The organism is Streptomyces sp. NPDC032940, from assembly GCF_040636935.1.
Classification (GTDB): domain Bacteria; phylum Actinomycetota; class Actinomycetes; order Streptomycetales; family Streptomycetaceae; genus Streptomyces.
The window spans coordinates 49202-63660 of sequence record NZ_JBEZVJ010000034.1 but is presented as its reverse complement, the minus strand read 5'-3'; the positions used below and the strand labels follow the sequence as shown (position 1 = coordinate 63660).

At 72.5% G+C, this 14459-nt stretch carries 17 protein-coding genes; 8 read left to right on the top strand and 9 right to left on the bottom strand.

Annotated elements, in window-relative coordinates; genetic code table 11:
* Positions 1–575, bottom strand: a 575-nt coding sequence (locus AB0E77_RS29820; protein ID WP_361576666.1) for a maltotransferase domain-containing protein, incomplete at its 3' end; no start/stop codon positions are given.
* Positions 576–628: 53 nt separating this feature from the next.
* Positions 629–955, bottom strand: a complete 327-nt coding sequence (locus tag AB0E77_RS29815; RefSeq protein ID WP_361576664.1) for a DUF5133 domain-containing protein — start codon at positions 953–955, stop codon at positions 629–631.
* Positions 956–1218: 263 nt separating this feature from the next.
* Between AB0E77_RS29815 and AB0E77_RS29810 the strand changes: the two genes are divergently transcribed.
* Together AB0E77_RS29810 and glgX are read left to right on the top strand one after the other, a co-directional pair.
* Positions 1219–1734, top strand: a complete 516-nt coding sequence (locus AB0E77_RS29810; protein WP_361576661.1) for a pep a2 — start codon at positions 1219–1221, stop codon at positions 1732–1734.
* Positions 1731–3878, top strand: a complete 2148-nt coding sequence (gene glgX / locus AB0E77_RS29805) for a glycogen debranching protein GlgX (RefSeq protein ID WP_361576658.1) — start codon at positions 1731–1733, stop codon at positions 3876–3878. The genes AB0E77_RS29810 and glgX overlap by 4 nt, the downstream gene beginning before the upstream one ends.
* A 25-nt stretch (positions 3879–3903) precedes the next feature.
* Here glgX and AB0E77_RS29800 read toward each other — a convergent pair whose 3' ends face one another.
* Positions 3904–4710 (bottom strand): VOC family protein, encoded by an 807-nt coding sequence (locus AB0E77_RS29800; RefSeq protein WP_361576655.1) that lies wholly within the window; start codon positions 4708–4710, stop codon positions 3904–3906.
* A gap of 227 nt (positions 4711–4937) precedes the next feature.
* On the opposite strand from AB0E77_RS29800, the gene AB0E77_RS29795 reads away from it, so the two are divergent.
* Complete coding sequence (locus AB0E77_RS29795; RefSeq protein WP_361576652.1) at positions 4938–5258, top strand: ANTAR domain-containing protein; 321 nt, start codon at positions 4938–4940, stop codon at positions 5256–5258.
* Positions 5259–5276: 18 nt separating this feature from the next.
* On the opposite strand, the gene AB0E77_RS29790 is transcribed toward AB0E77_RS29795, so the two are convergent.
* The gene (locus tag AB0E77_RS29790) at positions 5277–6068 is read right to left on the bottom strand and encodes an RNA polymerase sigma factor SigF (RefSeq protein WP_361576649.1); all 792 of its coding nucleotides are present in this window, start codon (positions 6066–6068) and stop codon (positions 5277–5279) included.
* A gap of 348 nt (positions 6069–6416) precedes the next feature.
* Here AB0E77_RS29790 and AB0E77_RS29785 point away from each other — a divergent pair, with 348 nt between their 5' ends.
* Entirely contained in the window at positions 6417–6941 is a 525-nt protein-coding gene (locus AB0E77_RS29785; RefSeq protein WP_361576646.1) for a hypothetical protein, read from the top strand.
* A gap of 19 nt (positions 6942–6960) precedes the next feature.
* On the opposite strand, the gene hemC is transcribed toward AB0E77_RS29785, so the two are convergent.
* The 4 genes from hemC to AB0E77_RS29765 form a co-directional block, all read right to left on the bottom strand.
* Entirely contained in the window at positions 6961–7896 is a 936-nt protein-coding gene (gene hemC, locus AB0E77_RS29780) for a hydroxymethylbilane synthase (protein ID WP_361576643.1), read from the bottom strand.
* A gap of 62 nt (positions 7897–7958) precedes the next feature.
* Positions 7959–8735 (bottom strand): NPP1 family protein, encoded by a 777-nt coding sequence (locus AB0E77_RS29775; RefSeq protein ID WP_361576640.1) that lies wholly within the window; start codon positions 8733–8735, stop codon positions 7959–7961.
* A gap of 136 nt (positions 8736–8871) precedes the next feature.
* Entirely contained in the window at positions 8872–9852 is a 981-nt protein-coding gene (locus tag AB0E77_RS29770) for an ATP-dependent DNA ligase (RefSeq protein WP_361576637.1), read from the bottom strand.
* Positions 9853–9952: 100 nt separating this feature from the next.
* Complete coding sequence (locus AB0E77_RS29765; RefSeq protein WP_361576634.1) at positions 9953–11407, bottom strand: MFS transporter; 1455 nt, start codon at positions 11405–11407, stop codon at positions 9953–9955.
* Between the two features lie 233 nt (positions 11408–11640).
* Here AB0E77_RS29765 and AB0E77_RS29760 point away from each other — a divergent pair, with 233 nt between their 5' ends.
* Positions 11641–12297, top strand: a complete 657-nt coding sequence (locus tag AB0E77_RS29760) for a TetR family transcriptional regulator (protein WP_361576631.1) — start codon at positions 11641–11643, stop codon at positions 12295–12297.
* Here the strand turns inward: AB0E77_RS29760 and AB0E77_RS29755 are convergent.
* Positions 12275–12697: a hypothetical protein gene (locus tag AB0E77_RS29755; RefSeq protein ID WP_361576628.1), complete on the bottom strand. Its 423-nt coding sequence runs from the start codon at positions 12695–12697 to the stop codon at positions 12275–12277. The two genes, AB0E77_RS29760 and AB0E77_RS29755, sit on opposite strands and share 23 nt — an antisense overlap.
* A gap of 114 nt (positions 12698–12811) precedes the next feature.
* On the opposite strand from AB0E77_RS29755, the gene AB0E77_RS29750 reads away from it, so the two are divergent.
* The 3 genes from AB0E77_RS29750 to AB0E77_RS29740 all read left to right on the top strand — a co-directional run bounded on the left by AB0E77_RS29750 (position 12812) and on the right by AB0E77_RS29740 (position 14430).
* A complete protein-coding gene (locus AB0E77_RS29750) occupies positions 12812–13492 on the top strand; it encodes a TetR/AcrR family transcriptional regulator (protein WP_361576625.1) in 681 nt (226 codons plus the stop codon).
* 90 nt (positions 13493–13582) lie between these two features.
* Positions 13583–13966 carry a MauE/DoxX family redox-associated membrane protein gene (locus tag AB0E77_RS29745; protein WP_361576622.1) on the top strand — a complete coding sequence of 128 codons (384 nt, stop codon included), beginning with the start codon at positions 13583–13585 and terminating at the stop codon, positions 13964–13966.
* The gene (locus tag AB0E77_RS29740; RefSeq protein WP_361576619.1) at positions 13963–14430 is read left to right on the top strand and encodes a peroxiredoxin; all 468 of its coding nucleotides are present in this window, start codon (positions 13963–13965) and stop codon (positions 14428–14430) included. Before AB0E77_RS29745 ends, AB0E77_RS29740 begins: the two co-directional genes overlap by 4 nt.
* Positions 14431–14459: the final 29 nt, after the last annotated feature.

Sequence of the window (14459 nt, the reverse complement as noted above, 5' to 3'; positions counted from 1 at the left end):
AGCAGGGGCAGCGGGTCGGAGGTGGTGACCAGTTCGCGCAGCGGATACCGGGCCAGCACCGCGTCCACCTCCGGCGTCAACGCCGCCGCCAGCCGGGTGGCCACCGGCAGCGTGTCGTCGCCGAGCACCGCTGTGGCCGCCAGCACCACGGCCCGCCCCGAGTCCTTCGGGACGCCCGCCGCGGCCCGCCGGAACAGCTCGACGCCCTCCTCCAGGACGAGACCGGTGTCGATGCCCGCCGGGACCTTGATCCGTGCCGCGTGCTTCCAGGTGGCGACCGGGTCGCTCCAGGCCTCCACCCGGTAGGTCCACAGCCCCGGCGCACCCGGGGTGACCTCGGCGCCCCAGCGGTCGCTGCCCGGGGCCAGCTCCCGCATCGGCGTCCACGGGCCGGACCGGCCCTCGGGGTCCTTCAGCACGACGTTGGCGGCCACCGCGTCGTGTCCCTCGCGGAACACGGACGCGGTGACCTCGAACGTCTCTCCCGCCACCGCCTTCGCCGGGCGCCTGCCGCGATCCACCACCGGGTGGACGTCCCGCACCGGGATACGCCCGATCGTCACGGTCGCGCTCATCGGTTCTCACCTCCGTCGTGCTCGAGGCCGGGCCCGGGGCCCGGCCGGATGGGTCAAGCCGCGCCGGAGGGGGTCTTCCGCCCCGACGGGGAGAGCCGCTCCACCACCGGCACCGGCGGCCCGCGGCGGGCCGCCCGGGCGGTACGGGGCCGCTCGTTCTGCTCCTGCAAATAGGTGACCAGGGTCGTCCGCAGATACCTTTCGGCAGCGTCCGCCGCCTCCCGCGCGCACCGCTTCCCCATGAGCACGCAGAGCGTGTAGCCGGAGTCCTCGAAGGTGGCCCGGACGCGTACGTCCGCGGGGGACGCGAGCATCATCCGTTCCCAGGCGCGGTAACGCCGCAGCTGCCGGGCGACTTCTGTCTTCGCAGGAAGCAGCATGGCCGGTCACCTTCCGTGACGGTCCGGTACGGACGATCCAATTCTTCACACATGGTGCACGGACGGTGACGTCCCGTCTTGTTGGATCTTCAACCGCTTTCTCCGCCGGCGTCGGACCCCCGCCGCTCGTGTTGCACGAATGGACTACTGCTCCCACTCTGGAGTGACTCAGAAGCGACCAGTGCTCACGCTTCGTGTACGGGGAGCCCGTCCACCGAGGGACGAGGAGAAGCGAGAGCTATGCGCGGTGAGGAGCCACGACGATGAAGACCGCAGTGCCCTGCTACTACCACCTCGACGTGGAAGTCAGCCCGGAACGGGTCGGACAGGTCAGGCGCATCCTGGCCGCTCACCTCAGGTTCTGGGACCTGGAGAACCTCGTCGAACCCGTCTGCTCGGGCGCCGAGATGCTGCTCCGGGCGATCGACGAGCACGCGAGCGACAAGAACACGTCGATCGAGATGTGGTGGAACCGCCACCACCTCATCACGGCGGTAGGGGGCAACGACCACGCGCTCCGTCCCGACCAGGACCTGCGCACCTGTCTGCAGCACCTCGCCGCCAACAGCGACGGCTGGGGCTGCTGCGCCACCGACACCGGCTCCAAGGTCATCTGGTTCTCGCAGCGCGCCCGCGCCGGCGAACGCGTCCCGCTGGTGCCGACCGCACCGGAGCCGATCACCCAGGAAGGGCTGGAAGTGCCGCGAGAGATCATGCCGGTGGGCCGGGTGGCCAGTCCGGTCAGCACCACCCACGGCGTGCTGGAGGAGGCCCGGTGACCCGCGCCAGGCCGAAGTGGAAGGGGTCGCCCGTCTGGAGCGGGCACCCCTACCCCCTGGGGGCCGCGTACGACGGACAGGGCACCAACTTCGCCCTGTTCAGCGAGGTCGCCGAGCGCGTCGACCTCGTCCTCGTCGACGACGACGGCACCCACAGCACCATCCCCCTGCCCGACGTCGACGGCTTCGTGTGGCACTGCTACCTGCCCGGCGTCGGCCCGGGGCAGCGCTACGGCTACCGGGTCCACGGCCCGTGGGCCCCGTCCGTCGGCCACCGCTGCAACCCGGCGAAGCTGCTGCTCGACCCGTACACACGGGCCGTGGACGGGATGGTGGACAACCACCCCTCCCTCTTCGAACGCGCCCAGGGCAGACCCGACCCGGCGGACAGCGCCGGGCACACCATGCTGGGCGTGGTCACCGACCCGTTCTTCGACTGGGGCGACGACCGCCCGCCGCGGCGACCGTACTCGGAGACCGTGATCTACGAGGCCCACGTCCGCGGCATCAGCAACACCCACCCCGACGTGCCGGACGAACTGCGCGGCACCTACGCCGGACTGGCGCACCCGGCGGTCGTGGACCATCTGACCTCCCTCGGCGTGACCGCCGTCGAGCTGATGCCGGTGCACCAGTTCGTGCACGACGGCGTGCTGACGGACCGGGGCCTGTCCAACTACTGGGGCTACAACACCATCGGCTTCTTCGCGCCGCACAACGGCTACGCCGCCCTCGGCACCCGTGGGCAGCAGGTCACCGAGTTCAAGTCGATGGTCAAGACCCTGCACGCGGCCGGCCTCGAGGTGATCCTCGACGTGGTCTACAACCACACCGCAGAGGGCAACGAGAAGGGCCCCACCCTCTCCTTCCGCGGCATCGACAACGCCTCGTACTACCGCCTGGTGGACGGCGACTGGCAGCACTACTACGACACCACCGGCACCGGCAACAGCCTGCTGATGCGGCACCCCTACGTACTCCAGCTCATCATGGACTCGCTGCGGTACTGGGTCACCGAGATGCACGTCGACGGCTTCCGGTTCGACCTCGCGGCCACGCTGGCCCGCCAGTTCCACGAGGTGGACCGGCTCTCCGCGTTCTTCGACCTGATCCAGCAGGACCCGGTGATCAGCCGCGTCAAACTGATCGCCGAGCCCTGGGACCTCGGCGAGGGCGGCTACCAGGTGGGCAACTTCCCCCAGCTGTGGTCGGAGTGGAACGGCAAGTACCGGGACGCCGTACGGGACTTCTGGCGCGGCGAGGAGCACACGCTCGGCGAGTTCGCGTCCCGCCTGACCGGCTCCTCCGACCTGTACCAGCACAGCCGGCGCCGCCCCCGCGCCAGCGTCAACTTCGTCACCGCGCACGACGGTTTCACCCTGCGCGACCTCGTCTCGTACAACGACAAGCACAACGATGCCAACGGCGAGGACAACCGGGACGGCGAGAGCCACAACCGGTCCTGGAACTGCGGCGCCGAAGGGCGGACGAAGGACCCCGCCGTACGGGAGCTGCGCGGCCGCCAGCAGCGCAACTTCCTGGCCACGCTCCTGCTCTCGCAGGGCATCCCGATGCTCTGCCACGGCGACGAACTGGGCCGCACCCAGCGGGGCAACAACAATGCCTACTGCCAGGACAACGAGATCTCCTGGATCGACTGGCGGCTGGGGGAGGAGCAGCGAGCCCTGCTGGACTTCACCCGGCGCGTCATCGCGCTGCGCGCCGCCCACCCCGTCCTGCGCCGGCGCCGCTACTTCCGCGGGGAGACGGTGACCAACGAGGACCAGCCGCTGCCGGACCTCGTGTGGCTGCTGCCGGACGCGCGGGAGATGACCGACGACGACTGGCAGCGCTCCGACGCCCACGCCGTCGCCGTCTTCCTGAACGGCGACGCCATCGCCGAACCCGACCCGTGCGGCCGGCCCGTCCTCGACGACTCCTTCCTGCTGCTGCTCAACAGCCACTGGGAGCCCGCCCGCTTCCGGCTGCCCGACGCCGCCTACGGCGAGCGCTGGGCGGCCCTGATCGACACCGCCGACCCGGAGGGCGTCCCCGACGAGGCGGAGTGCAAGGCGGGCACGGTGCTGACCGTCGAGCCCCGCAGCCTGGTCCTGCTCTCGCGCCCGTCCCGCACCGGCCGGTGACCCGCTGAGCCGGACCGGAACCGGATCAGTGGCCGAGGCGGCGTGCGGTGACCGTGAACTGCGCGCCGTCGGCGTCCCGGAGCACGGCCTCGTCCTCGCCGAGCGACAGCACGCTGCCCCCGTGCCGCTCGGCGGCTCGGGCGCAGGCGGTGACGTCCTCCACCGCGAAGTGGACCTGCCAGTGGGGCCGCACGGCCGGGTCCGGCGCCGCTCCCAGGGCTCCCGACTCGATGCGCGCCACGACCTGGCCCTCGTGGCGCAGGACCACCTCGTCGCCCTCGTACCGGACCTCGCAGCAGCCCTCCCCCGACGCCCAGTCGAAGATCTCGCCGTAGAAGATGGCGGCGTCGAAGGCGTCACGGGTGTGCAGCCGGATGAAGGCGGGGCGCTTGGTGCGCCAGGCGTCCCAGTCGGAGAACAGCTCGCCCTCCCAGACCCCGAAGGTCGCGCCGTCCCGGTCGGCGAGCAGCGCCGCCCGGCCGGGCGGCAGGGAGATCGGCCCGACCGCGGCCGTCCCGCCGCGCTCGGCCGCCCGCGACACGGCCTCGTCGGCGCTGCGCACGGCGAAGTACGGCGTCCACGCCACCGCCATCTGCCACATCGCGGCGACCGCGGCGATACCGGCGACCGGCACCCCGTCGACCAGGGCGATCCGGAACGGGTCCCCCAGCTTGGCGGGCCGCCACTGCCAGCCCAGCACGGCGGAGTAGAACTCCTCGGTGGCCTTCAGGTCGCGGCTGGTCAGACTCACCCAGCACGGGGCCCCGTACACGGACCGGCTGGAGATGATGCTGTCCGTGCCGGCGGGGGAGGAGGGCATGTCGTGGTTCATGGCAGTCGCGTCCTGGTCTCGTCCACCGGCGGTCACCGCTTGCACACCAGTGTCCGACCGGAACGGCGGGGGGCGCCTGCCGAGTACCCCGGCGGCGCCGCCGAAACGGTGGCGGGTGCGCCCCGCACGGCCCGGTGGCGCGGGGTCGCACATGTGATGACGATGGAGGCGTCGGAGCGGGACCGCGCGGCACGAGCGGCGGTGACACGCCGGATCCGGAGGTGACCATGCCCACGGACGGGGGCCCGGACCAGATATTCCGGCTGCAGGAGCAGATCCGGCAGCTGAAGGAGGCGGTCGTCTCGCACGCGGTCGTCGACCAGGCCATCGGGATGGTCGTGGTCCTCGGCCGGGTGACGCCGGACGAGGGATGGACCGTTCTGAAGGAGGTTTCCCAGCATACGAACATCAAACTGCGCAGCGTCGCGGAACTGATCCTCATCTGGGGGCGCACAGGAGTGATGCCGGTCGAGATCCGGCGGGCTCTGGAGGACGCCCTCGACCGGCACGGTCCCACGCAGGTCCCCGGCGCTCCCGCGGACCGGTGAGGCCGACGGAGCCGTGAGTCAGCCGGCCTCCGCGAGGATCTCCTCGCGGATCCGGTCGAAGCAGCCGCTGAGCAGCCGTGAGACGTGCATCTGGGAGATGCCGAGCTGCTGCGCTATGCGGCTCTGCGTCATCCCGCCGAAGAAGCGGAGGTAGAGGATGGTGCGCTCGCGTTCGGGCAGCGCCTCCAGACAGGGCCGCACGGCCACCCGGTCCACGACCGTGTCGAAGGCCGGGTCCGGACCGCCGAGCGCGTCCCCGAGGGCGTACCCGTCCGTGCCCGGCATCTCCGCTTCCAGCGAGAGGGCGGAGAAGCACTCCAGCGCCTCCATGCCGGTGCGGACCTCGGCCGTGGTCAGCTGCGCGTGCTCGGCGATCTCCTCGATCGTGGGAGCGCGTCCCGGCGTGGTCTGGGCCAGCTCCTTCGCGGCCCGGCGCACCCGGTTGCGCAGATCCTGGATCCGGCGCGGCACGTGCAGCGTCCACATGTGATCGCGGAAGTGGCGCTTGATCTCCCCGGTGACCGTGGGGACGGCATAGGCCTCGAAGGCGTGGCCCCGTTCGGGGTCGTAGTGGTCGACGGCCTTGACCAGTCCGAGGGCCGCCACCTGGTAGAGATCGTCCAGGCTCTCGCCGCGCCCGCGGAAGCGGACGGCGATCCGCTCGGCCATGGGAAGCCAGACCTGGATCAGTTCGTCCCGCAGGGCCTTGCGTTCCGCGCCCTCGGGCAGTTCGGCGAGCCGTTCGAACGCGGCGGCCGTGTCGGGCGCGTCGTCGTGCGGGTGGGGCTTGGTTCTGCTGGCGATACGCATGCGGTGCGCACCTCCCTCAGCAGGGGTGCCGGGTGGACAGGAACGCTGGGGTTCCGGATCCGAAGCAAGTCCTCATATATAGGGACATTAAGCCTTGTGGGCGCAGAGCGCTCGCCCGAACGGCCGCAGCGGCCGTCACCGGGGGGCGCGTGTGCGGGCGCCGGTGCGGAACGTGATGTGCGGCACGCTCGCTGTGATCGTCCGGAGGGCGCGCGGCGGATCGTTCCTGGGCAGCGCTTGATCGCCGATCACCGGGCGCGAAGCCCCTGGCCACAGCGTATTCCGCTCATTTGACAGTGCACTGAGCGCACGGATAGGAAGCAGCTTCGGGAAGTCGAGAGGTGTGCTGTGTACGAGCCGAACGTGGTCGGGGACTGGCAGGAGTACGAAGAACACGCCGGTCTGCGGGTCCGCGTCCACCGTCTGGAGGCGGCCGAGCCGCCGCGTGGGCGTGACGACGCCGCCGACGGGCTGACGTACTTCAGTGTCCGGGTGACCGTCGAGAACCGTGGGAGCCGGCCCTTCTGCGTCCACCTGGAGGACGGGCAGATCGACGTGCGCACCGGCCCCGACGGCGAGGGAGCCTTCCTCGACTGGCGCAACTCCCAGTTCATCGAGGGCTTCGACGTCCACCCGCTGCGCAGGGTCACCGCCGTCCTCTACGCGGCCGGCCCGGAGGCGAGCCTCGCCCAGGTGGACGTCCAGGTGCAGCTGCGGGCGGACGAGGAGTGGGCCGGCCGCCGGCTGTGGAGCGGCGGACTCGGGCTGCACGAGCCGGCCACCGGGCACCTGCCGGGCACGGTGCGCGACGACGGCCTCGCGCACCAGGTGAGCGCCTTCCTGCGGGACCAGGCGGAGGAGGGCACCGCCTGATCCGCCGCCCGGCGGCGCCTCAGTGCGCGATGCCGTCGATGACGTCGCGGGCACCCTGACGCAGCAGCGCCACGGCGACCGACGTGCCGAGCGTGGCCGGGTCGAGCCGGCCCGCCCACTCGTGGGCGTTCAGCCGCACCTTGCCGTCGGGAGTGAACACGCAGGCCCGCAGGGCGAGTTCCCCGCTCCGGTCCACCCGGGCGTACCCGGCGATCGGGCTGTTGCAGTGCCCCTGGAGCACGTGCAGGAACATGCGCTCCGCCGTGACCTCCCGATGGGTGTCCGGGTCGCCGAGGCCGCTGACCGCGTCGATCAGCCCGTCGTCGCCCTCACGGCACTGGAGTGCGAGGACGCCCGCGCCGATCGGCGGCATCATCGTCTCGGGGGAGAGGACCTCGCTGATCACGTCGGCGCGGCCGATGCGCTCCAGGCCGGAGACGGCGAGCAGCAGCGCGTCCGCCTCGCCGGCGGCCAGCTTCGCCAGCCTCCGGTTGGCGTTGCCGCGGAACGGAACGCACGTCAGGTGCGGGTGGGTGGCGGCCAGTTGGGCGACCCGGCGGACCGACGAGGTGCCGATGCGGGTGCCGTCCGGCAGTTCGTCCAGGGTGAGTCCGTCCGGGTGGACGAGTGCGTCCCGGATGTCGTCCCGCTTCAGGAACGCGGCGAACACCGTGCCCGCCGGGAGCGGCCGGTCGGCGGGCACGTCCTTGACGCAGTGCACCGCGAGATCGGCCTCGCCCGACAGCAGTGCGGCGTCGACCTCCTTGGTGAAGGCGCCCTTGCCCTCCACCTGCGACAGGTCGCCGAGCCACTTGTCGCCGGTGGTCTTCACCGGTACGACCTCGGTGCGCACGCCGGGGTGGAGGGCCGCCAACTCGGCCCGGACGCGCTCGACCTGAGCGAGGGCCATGGGGGAGTCGCGGGAGACGATACGGATCAGTTCGGGGGCGGACATGCGGACACGATAGTGCCCTCGGGGGTGTGCGGGGTGCGCGGTCCGCCCGACAGGCCCCTCCGTCAGGCGTACGGGTCGAAGGGGACGCCCGCGGGCAGGGCCGCCGCCAGGTGGGAGGTGAAGCTGCCGTCCTTCAGGCCGAAGTGGGCGCTGCCGAAGTCGTACGCGCTCAGCCTGTCGCGCAGCCCGGCCGGATAGCCTTCCCAGCCCACCAGGGCCGGGTACTGCCAGCTGCCCCGGTGGTTCTCCGGCGGTTCGTCGCCCGTGCCGGCCGGCCGGAAGCAGTGGGTGCCGATGCCGTCCTTGTGGTAGACGACCTTCGCGTGCGTGCCCTCGAAGCGGACCGCCGAACGCGCGTGCACGGTGAACGAACCGTGGTTCGAGGTCGCGACGTACTCGACGCTCCCGTCGCGCACCCACACCACCACGTGCTCCCAGTCGTGCCGGTGACCGCCGAGGGAACTGCCGGGCAGCGCCTGGTCCTTCTCGAAGTAGAGGCCGTACAGGTAGGCGCACCAGCCGTGGTCGCACTTGGCGCGCGAGTAGCTGTTGGTGTTCTCCAGGTCCGAGGCGTCCCGGCAGTTGCCGTTCAGCGCCCCGGTCGGGTTCAGGCCTGCGTTGACCGTGCCGTCGGCGCCGATGGCGGGCGTGGGGTAGCAGCCGTCGGTGTCGTAGTCGAAGGCCGGCTGGTAGGCCCGCTCCGAGCTGGTGGCGCTGCCGGGCAGTCCCGGCGGCGGGGCGGCGAAGGCCGTGGCGGGGAAGGCGACGACGAGGACGAGGGCACCGAGCGGGACGGTGAGCCATCTCCTGCGGCGGGTACGCGCGGTACGCGACGACACCGGGTCCTCCTGGGGGTCCGGGTGCAGCCCAACGGCTGTGGGGGGAAGGGGAGTTCAGGGTCCCGTGTTTTCCCTGCCGCGCCAAGAGGGCACGGGCGTACCGCCGGTGAAGGACAGGCGAACGCCCCCCCGCGCGTCACACCATGTCGTCCGGGAGGTCGGCGGCCGACTCCTCGGGGGCGAGATCCGGGCGGAGCCTCAGCCAGGACGGCTGGCGCAGCATCCCCTCCCGGGTGCGGGTGCTGTAGCGGACCTCGCCGACCAGCCGCGGCACGACCCAGCGGGCCTCCGGCAGCCGCGGCACCGGGTCGAAGGGGCACACGTCCGTCGCGGCGGCCCGCAGCAGCGCGGCCAGCTCGGTGCGCTCGGTCTCGCTCCAGCCGGTGCCGACCCCGCCGACCCAGCGCAGCCGGCCGCCGGCGCGCTGGCCCACCAGCACCGCACCCGGCAGCCCCGTGAGCCGCCCCTTGCCGGGCAGCCAGCCGCCCACCACGACGTCCTCGCTGCGCATGTTCCGGATCTTGATCCAGGCCCGGGAGCGGACCCCCGGCTCGTACACCGAGTCGAGCCGCTTGCACACCAGTCCCTCCAGGCCGTGCTCGCGGGTGGCCCGCAGGGCCTCGTCGCCGTGCCCGATCAGCGCGGCCGGGGTCGACCAGGACGGCCCGTCCAGACCCAGCGCCTCCAGGTGCGCGCGCCGGCGGGTGTAGGGGAGACGGAGCAGGGAGCGGGAGCCCAGGTGCAGGGCGTCGAACAGCACCAGGTGCACGGGGACCTTGGACGCCCGGTGCGCGGCCAGGCCGGGGGAGTGCGCGAGGCCCATGCGGGACTGGAGCAACTGGAAGTCGGCCCGGCCCCGTTCGTCCAGGGCCAGCACCTCGCCGTCCAGCACGGCGGGCGTGGTGCCGAGCGCGGTGCCCAGCGGCCCCAGCTCCGGGTAGGCCGCCGTGATGTCCTGCCCGGAGCGGGCCCGCAGCAGCACACCGCCGTCGCCGGGCAGATAGGCCACCACCCGCTGGCCGTCCTGCTTGGTCTCGTAGGCCCAGCGGGTGTCCTGCGCGGCGGGCGGCAGGGCGCCGGGGGTGGCGAGCATGGGTGGGATCAGCGGCAGCTCCACGGCTCAGTTCTCGACGCGTCCGTGGGCCGTCACGCGCGTTGTCCGCGAGGTTCGCCTGAACGGCGCCGGTGCCCGCCGCGCGGGACCGGCGCCGTCGTGGTCAGCGGACGGGGGCGGGCTCCGCGGCGGGGCCGTCGGCCGGAGCCGTGCCCGGCACCGGGCCGGCGGGGCGGTGCCGGGGGATGAAGGAGGCGATGGCGAAGGCCAGCAGGGCCGCGCCCGCGCCGATGGCCATGACCGCCTTGAACGCGTTCTCGGACGGCAGTGCGAAGCCGCCGAGGTCGATGGTCAGCTGGGCCAGGATCACACCGGCGATGGCACTGGCGACCGACGTGCCGAGCGATCGCATGAGGGTGTTGAGGCTGTTCGCGGCGGCCGTCTCGCTCGGCGGCACCGCGCCCATGATCAGCGACGGCATGGCGCCGTAGGCGAAGCCGATGCCCGCGCTGATGACGCAGGAGACCAGGACCAGGTGCCAGACCTCGGCCATCAGCAGGATGTTCAGGCCGTAGCCGACCGCCACGATCAGGGCGCCGATCATCAGCGTCACCTTCGGGCCCCGGGACTTGGAGACCTTCGCGGAGACGGGGGCGAACGCCATCATCACCAGGCCGGACGGCGCCATCACGAGACCCGTGGTCAGCAGGGAGCGGCCGAGCCCATAACCGGTCGCCTCGGGCAACTGCAGCAGCTGCGGAAGCACCAGGGACATCGCGAACATCGAGAAGCCGATGGAGACGGACGCCAGGTTGGTGAAAAGCACCTGACGGCGGGCGGTGGTGCGCAGGTCCACCAGGGGTTCCGGGGTGTGCAGCTCCCACCAGCCCCACACCAGCAGGATCACCACGGACGCCGCGAACAGGCCGAGGGTGGTGCCCGAGGACCAGCCCCAGTCCCCGCCCTTGGAGATCGCCAGCAGCAGGCACGCCAGACCGGCGGCCATGCCGATGCCGCCGAGCACGTCGAAACGGCCGCCGGTGCGCACCGCGGACTCGGGCACCAGCGCCAGTACCAGCACCAGGGAGACGGCGCCGAGGGCGCCGGAGAGCCAGAACAGCATGTGCCAGTCGAGCTCGTCCGCGATCAGCGCGGCCGCGGGCAGGCCGAGCGCGCCGCCGACCCCGAGGGAGGCGCTCATGACCGCGGTCGCACCGGCCAGCCGCTCGGCCGGCAGTTCGTCGCGCATGATGCTGATGCCGAGCGGGATCACCGCGGCGGACAAGCCCTGCAGGGCACGGCCGGCGACCATCGGGACCAGCGCGTCGCTCAGTCCGCAGACCACCGAGCCGCTGATCAGGAGCACCAGGCTGAGCAGCAGCATCCGCCGCTTGCCGAACATGTCGCCGAGCCGGCCCACGACGGGGGTGGCCACCGCGGAGGCGAGCAGCGTGGCGGTCACCGCCCAGGCCGCGTCCGAGGCCGACGCGTCCAGGAGCTTCGGGAGCTCCGGGATGATCGGGATGACCAGGGTCTGCATCAGCGCGACGACGATCCCGGCCAGGGCCAGTACCGCCACCACGGCGTTCGGCCGTGGCGTGGCGGGGGAAGCGGGCATGGAGGAGCCTTTCGAGCGAGGAGACGGAGTACCGGAACGGCGACCTTTTAAGTCAGTCGCTTGAATTATCCTACGGGCTGAAAAGAGGGAACGCCCGTTCGGGCCGTGCGGTGGTCCGGCGCCGCCGCCCCGTAGGCTTTCGTGACGAGCCGCCGTACGGCGGCGGACCTGCGGCGACTCGAGGGACTGGTCGTCACGGGCGGTACGGAGAAAGTCCCGGCGCGGTGGTGAGCATGGCGGGCAGGGCGGTCCGGACGGAACAGGTCAGCGCGACCCGGCAGCTGATCCTGACCACCGCCGAGCGGCTGTTCGCCGAGCACGGCGTGTACGCGGTCTCCAACCGTCAGGTCAGCGAGGCCGCCGGCCAGGGCAACAACGCCGCGGTCGGCTATCACTTCGGCACCAAGGCGGACCTGGTCCGCGCCATCGCCCAGCGGCACTTCGAGAGCATCGAGGACCTGCGGGCCCGGCAGTTGGCCGCGCTCGGCGACACGCCGGATCTGCGTGACTGGGTGGACTGCCTGGTGCGCCCGCAGTTCGACCATCTGGCGGCCCTGGGCAGCCCGACCTGGTACGCGCGGTTCTGCGCCCAGGTCATGACGGACCCGGTGCTGCGGCAGATCATGGTCGACGAGTCCCGCGCCTCCTCGTCGCTGCGCGAGCTCATCGCCGGCCGCAACCGGTGCATGCCGGCGCTTCCGGACGAGGTCCGGGCCGAGCGGGGCGACATGGCGCGCCATCTCATCGTGCACACGGCGGCCGAGCGGGAACGTGCCCTCGCCGAGGGGAGCCCGACCCCGCGCGCCAGCTGGCGGGAGGCCGCCGACGGGCTCGCCGACGCGATCGTGGGGATGTGGCTCGCGCCCGTCACGCCCCGGCGCGGGGGGTGACGGGCGCGGTCGCGTCGGGTCGGCGGGCGAGGCGGATCCGGGTCGCGGTGTCCTCTGCGGCTCCGGCGCCGGACTTGTCGACCACGTAGGCGACACCGTCGGCGATCTCCACGTGGTTGGGGTCGGCGCCGGTGGCGATGGTCTCCTCGACCATGCCCTTCCTCGGGTCGACGCGGGTGGCGTCGGCGTCGGTGCGGTTGACCACCAGAACGTCGCCGGACCGCTCGTCGGTCGCCACCGACAGGGCGCCCGCACCGGTCGCCACGGACTTGGTGACGACGCCCTTGTCCAGGTCGATCACGGACAGGGTGCCCGAGGTCTGGTCCGCGGTGCAGGCGGTCCGGCCGTTCTCGGACAGCGAGACCGAGAACCGTCGCGATGCCGTGGACGTGCAGCACACGGGCGAGAGTCAGGCCACCGAGGCCCGCTCCGACGATGGCGATGGTCATTGTGACTCCCCTTCGATACGCCGTACAGATCGATACACTGTATCGGGCTGTGTAGGGTGATCGGCATGTTGGTGTGGGAGAGGCCGGAGCCACCGGAGCGACCCGTGCCGGCCCCGCTGAGCAGGGACCGGATCGTGCGGGCGGCGATCCGGCTCGCCGACGCGGACGGCCTGGACGCGGTGTCGCTGCGCAAGGTCGCCGCCGCGCTGGGCGTCGGCCCGATGCGGCTGTACGGCTACATCACCAGCAAGGAGGAGCTGCTCGACCTGATGGTCGACGCCGCCCACGCCGAGATCCGCCCCGCCGGCGACGGCCGCCGGGACGTCCTGCGCTCGCTCGCCGAAGGCATCCGGCACGCCGTGCACGAGCACGAGTGGCTCGCCGACCTCCTGGGCGGCCGGCCCCAGCTCGGGCCGCACGCGCTGGCCACCGCGGAGGCCGTGATGGCCGCACTGGACGGCGTCGACGTGGACGCCGCCATGCCGGTGGTCGCCGCGGTCAACGCGTACGCGATCGGCGCCGTCCGCCGGGAGATCGCCGAGCGGCGGGCCGAGCGGGCCACCGGGATGGACGAGAAGCGCTGGCAGGCCGCGCTCGGCCCCTACCTCCAGCGGACCTTCGCCACCGGCCGGCTCCCCGCACTGGCCACGGTGGTGCGCGACGCCGCACACCTGGACGCCGACCAGACCTTCCGTATGGGCCTCGACTTCCTGCTCGACGGCATCGAGGCCCGCATCGCGGGGTGACGCGCGCACCGGCGCCGCCCTTGCGGACCGGCGGCACCCCTGTGCTTACCGTCCAGTAATATCGCGCGGCAGGCCCCCAGAGGAGGAACCGTGTCCCACCGGTCCGAACGCTCACCCCTGCTGCTCGCCGGCCTGCTGGCCACCGCGGGCGTCGCCCACTTCGCCCAGCCCCGCCCCTTCGACGTGATCGTGCCCCGCGGCCTGCCGGGCCCGCCCCGGGCGTGGACGTACGCCAGCGGCGTCGCCGAACTGGCGCTGGCCGCCGGCCTCGCCGCCCCCCGCACCCGCAAAGCCGCCGCGCTGGCGACCGCGGCCTTCTTCGTCGGCGTCTTCCCCGCCAACGTGAAGATGGCCGTCGACTGGAGGCACCGCCCCGCCCCGCAGAAGGCCGTCGCCTACGGCCGGCTGCCCGTCCAGCTGCCCCTCGTGCTCTGGGCCCGCGGCGTCGCCAAGGGCTGCGAGGGCCGGTCGTGAGCCGCGTCCCGGCCGTCGGCGACACGGTCGACGACTTCACGCTGCCCGACGAGACCGGCACCCCGCGCCGCCTGTCGGAACTGCTCGCCGACGGGCCCGTCGTGCTCTTCTTCTACCCCGCCGCCATGACCCCCGGCTGCACCGCGCAGGCCTGCCACTTCCGCGACCTCGCCGCCGAGTTCGCGGCGGCCGGCGGCCGGCCGGTGGGCATCAGCGGCGACCCCGTCGAACGCCAGCAGGAGTTCTCGGGGCGACACACCCTGGGAATGCCGCTGCTCTCCGACCCCGACGGCACGGTCCGCGAACGGTTCGGCGTGAAGCGAGGGCTCAGCATGGCACCCACCAAGCGCGTCACCTTCGTCATCGGGCCGGACCGCACCGTGCTCGAGGTCGTCCGCAGCGAGCTGCGCATGAACACGCACGCCGACCGCGCCCTCGCCGCGCTGCGCGCTCACCGCGGGTAACACCCCCCGGTCACACCGCCCTGCGGTTG

Excerpts from the sequence above, each read along its gene's own strand:
- AB0E77_RS29750 (WP_361576625.1), top strand. The coding sequence starts at position 12,812 with ATGTTGGTGTGGGAGAGGCCGGAGCCACCGGAGCGACCCGTGCCGGCC.
- AB0E77_RS29760 (WP_361576631.1), top strand. The coding sequence starts at position 11,641 with ATGGCGGGCAGGGCGGTCCGGACGGAACAGGTCAGCGCGACCCGGCAG.
- AB0E77_RS29795 (WP_361576652.1), top strand. The coding sequence starts at position 4,938 with ATGCCCACGGACGGGGGCCCGGACCAGATATTCCGGCTGCAGGAGCAG.
- AB0E77_RS29800 (WP_361576655.1), bottom strand. The coding sequence starts at position 4,710 with ATGAACCACGACATGCCCTCCTCCCCCGCCGGCACGGACAGCATCATC.
- AB0E77_RS29765 (WP_361576634.1), bottom strand. The coding sequence starts at position 11,407 with ATGCCCGCTTCCCCCGCCACGCCACGGCCGAACGCCGTGGTGGCGGTA.
- AB0E77_RS29790 (WP_361576649.1), bottom strand. The coding sequence starts at position 6,068 with ATGCGTATCGCCAGCAGAACCAAGCCCCACCCGCACGACGACGCGCCC.
- hemC (WP_361576643.1), bottom strand. The coding sequence starts at position 7,896 with ATGTCCGCCCCCGAACTGATCCGTATCGTCTCCCGCGACTCCCCCATG.
- AB0E77_RS29810 (WP_361576661.1), top strand. The coding sequence starts at position 1,219 with ATGAAGACCGCAGTGCCCTGCTACTACCACCTCGACGTGGAAGTCAGC.
- AB0E77_RS29815 (WP_361576664.1), bottom strand. The coding sequence starts at position 955 with ATGCTGCTTCCTGCGAAGACAGAAGTCGCCCGGCAGCTGCGGCGTTAC.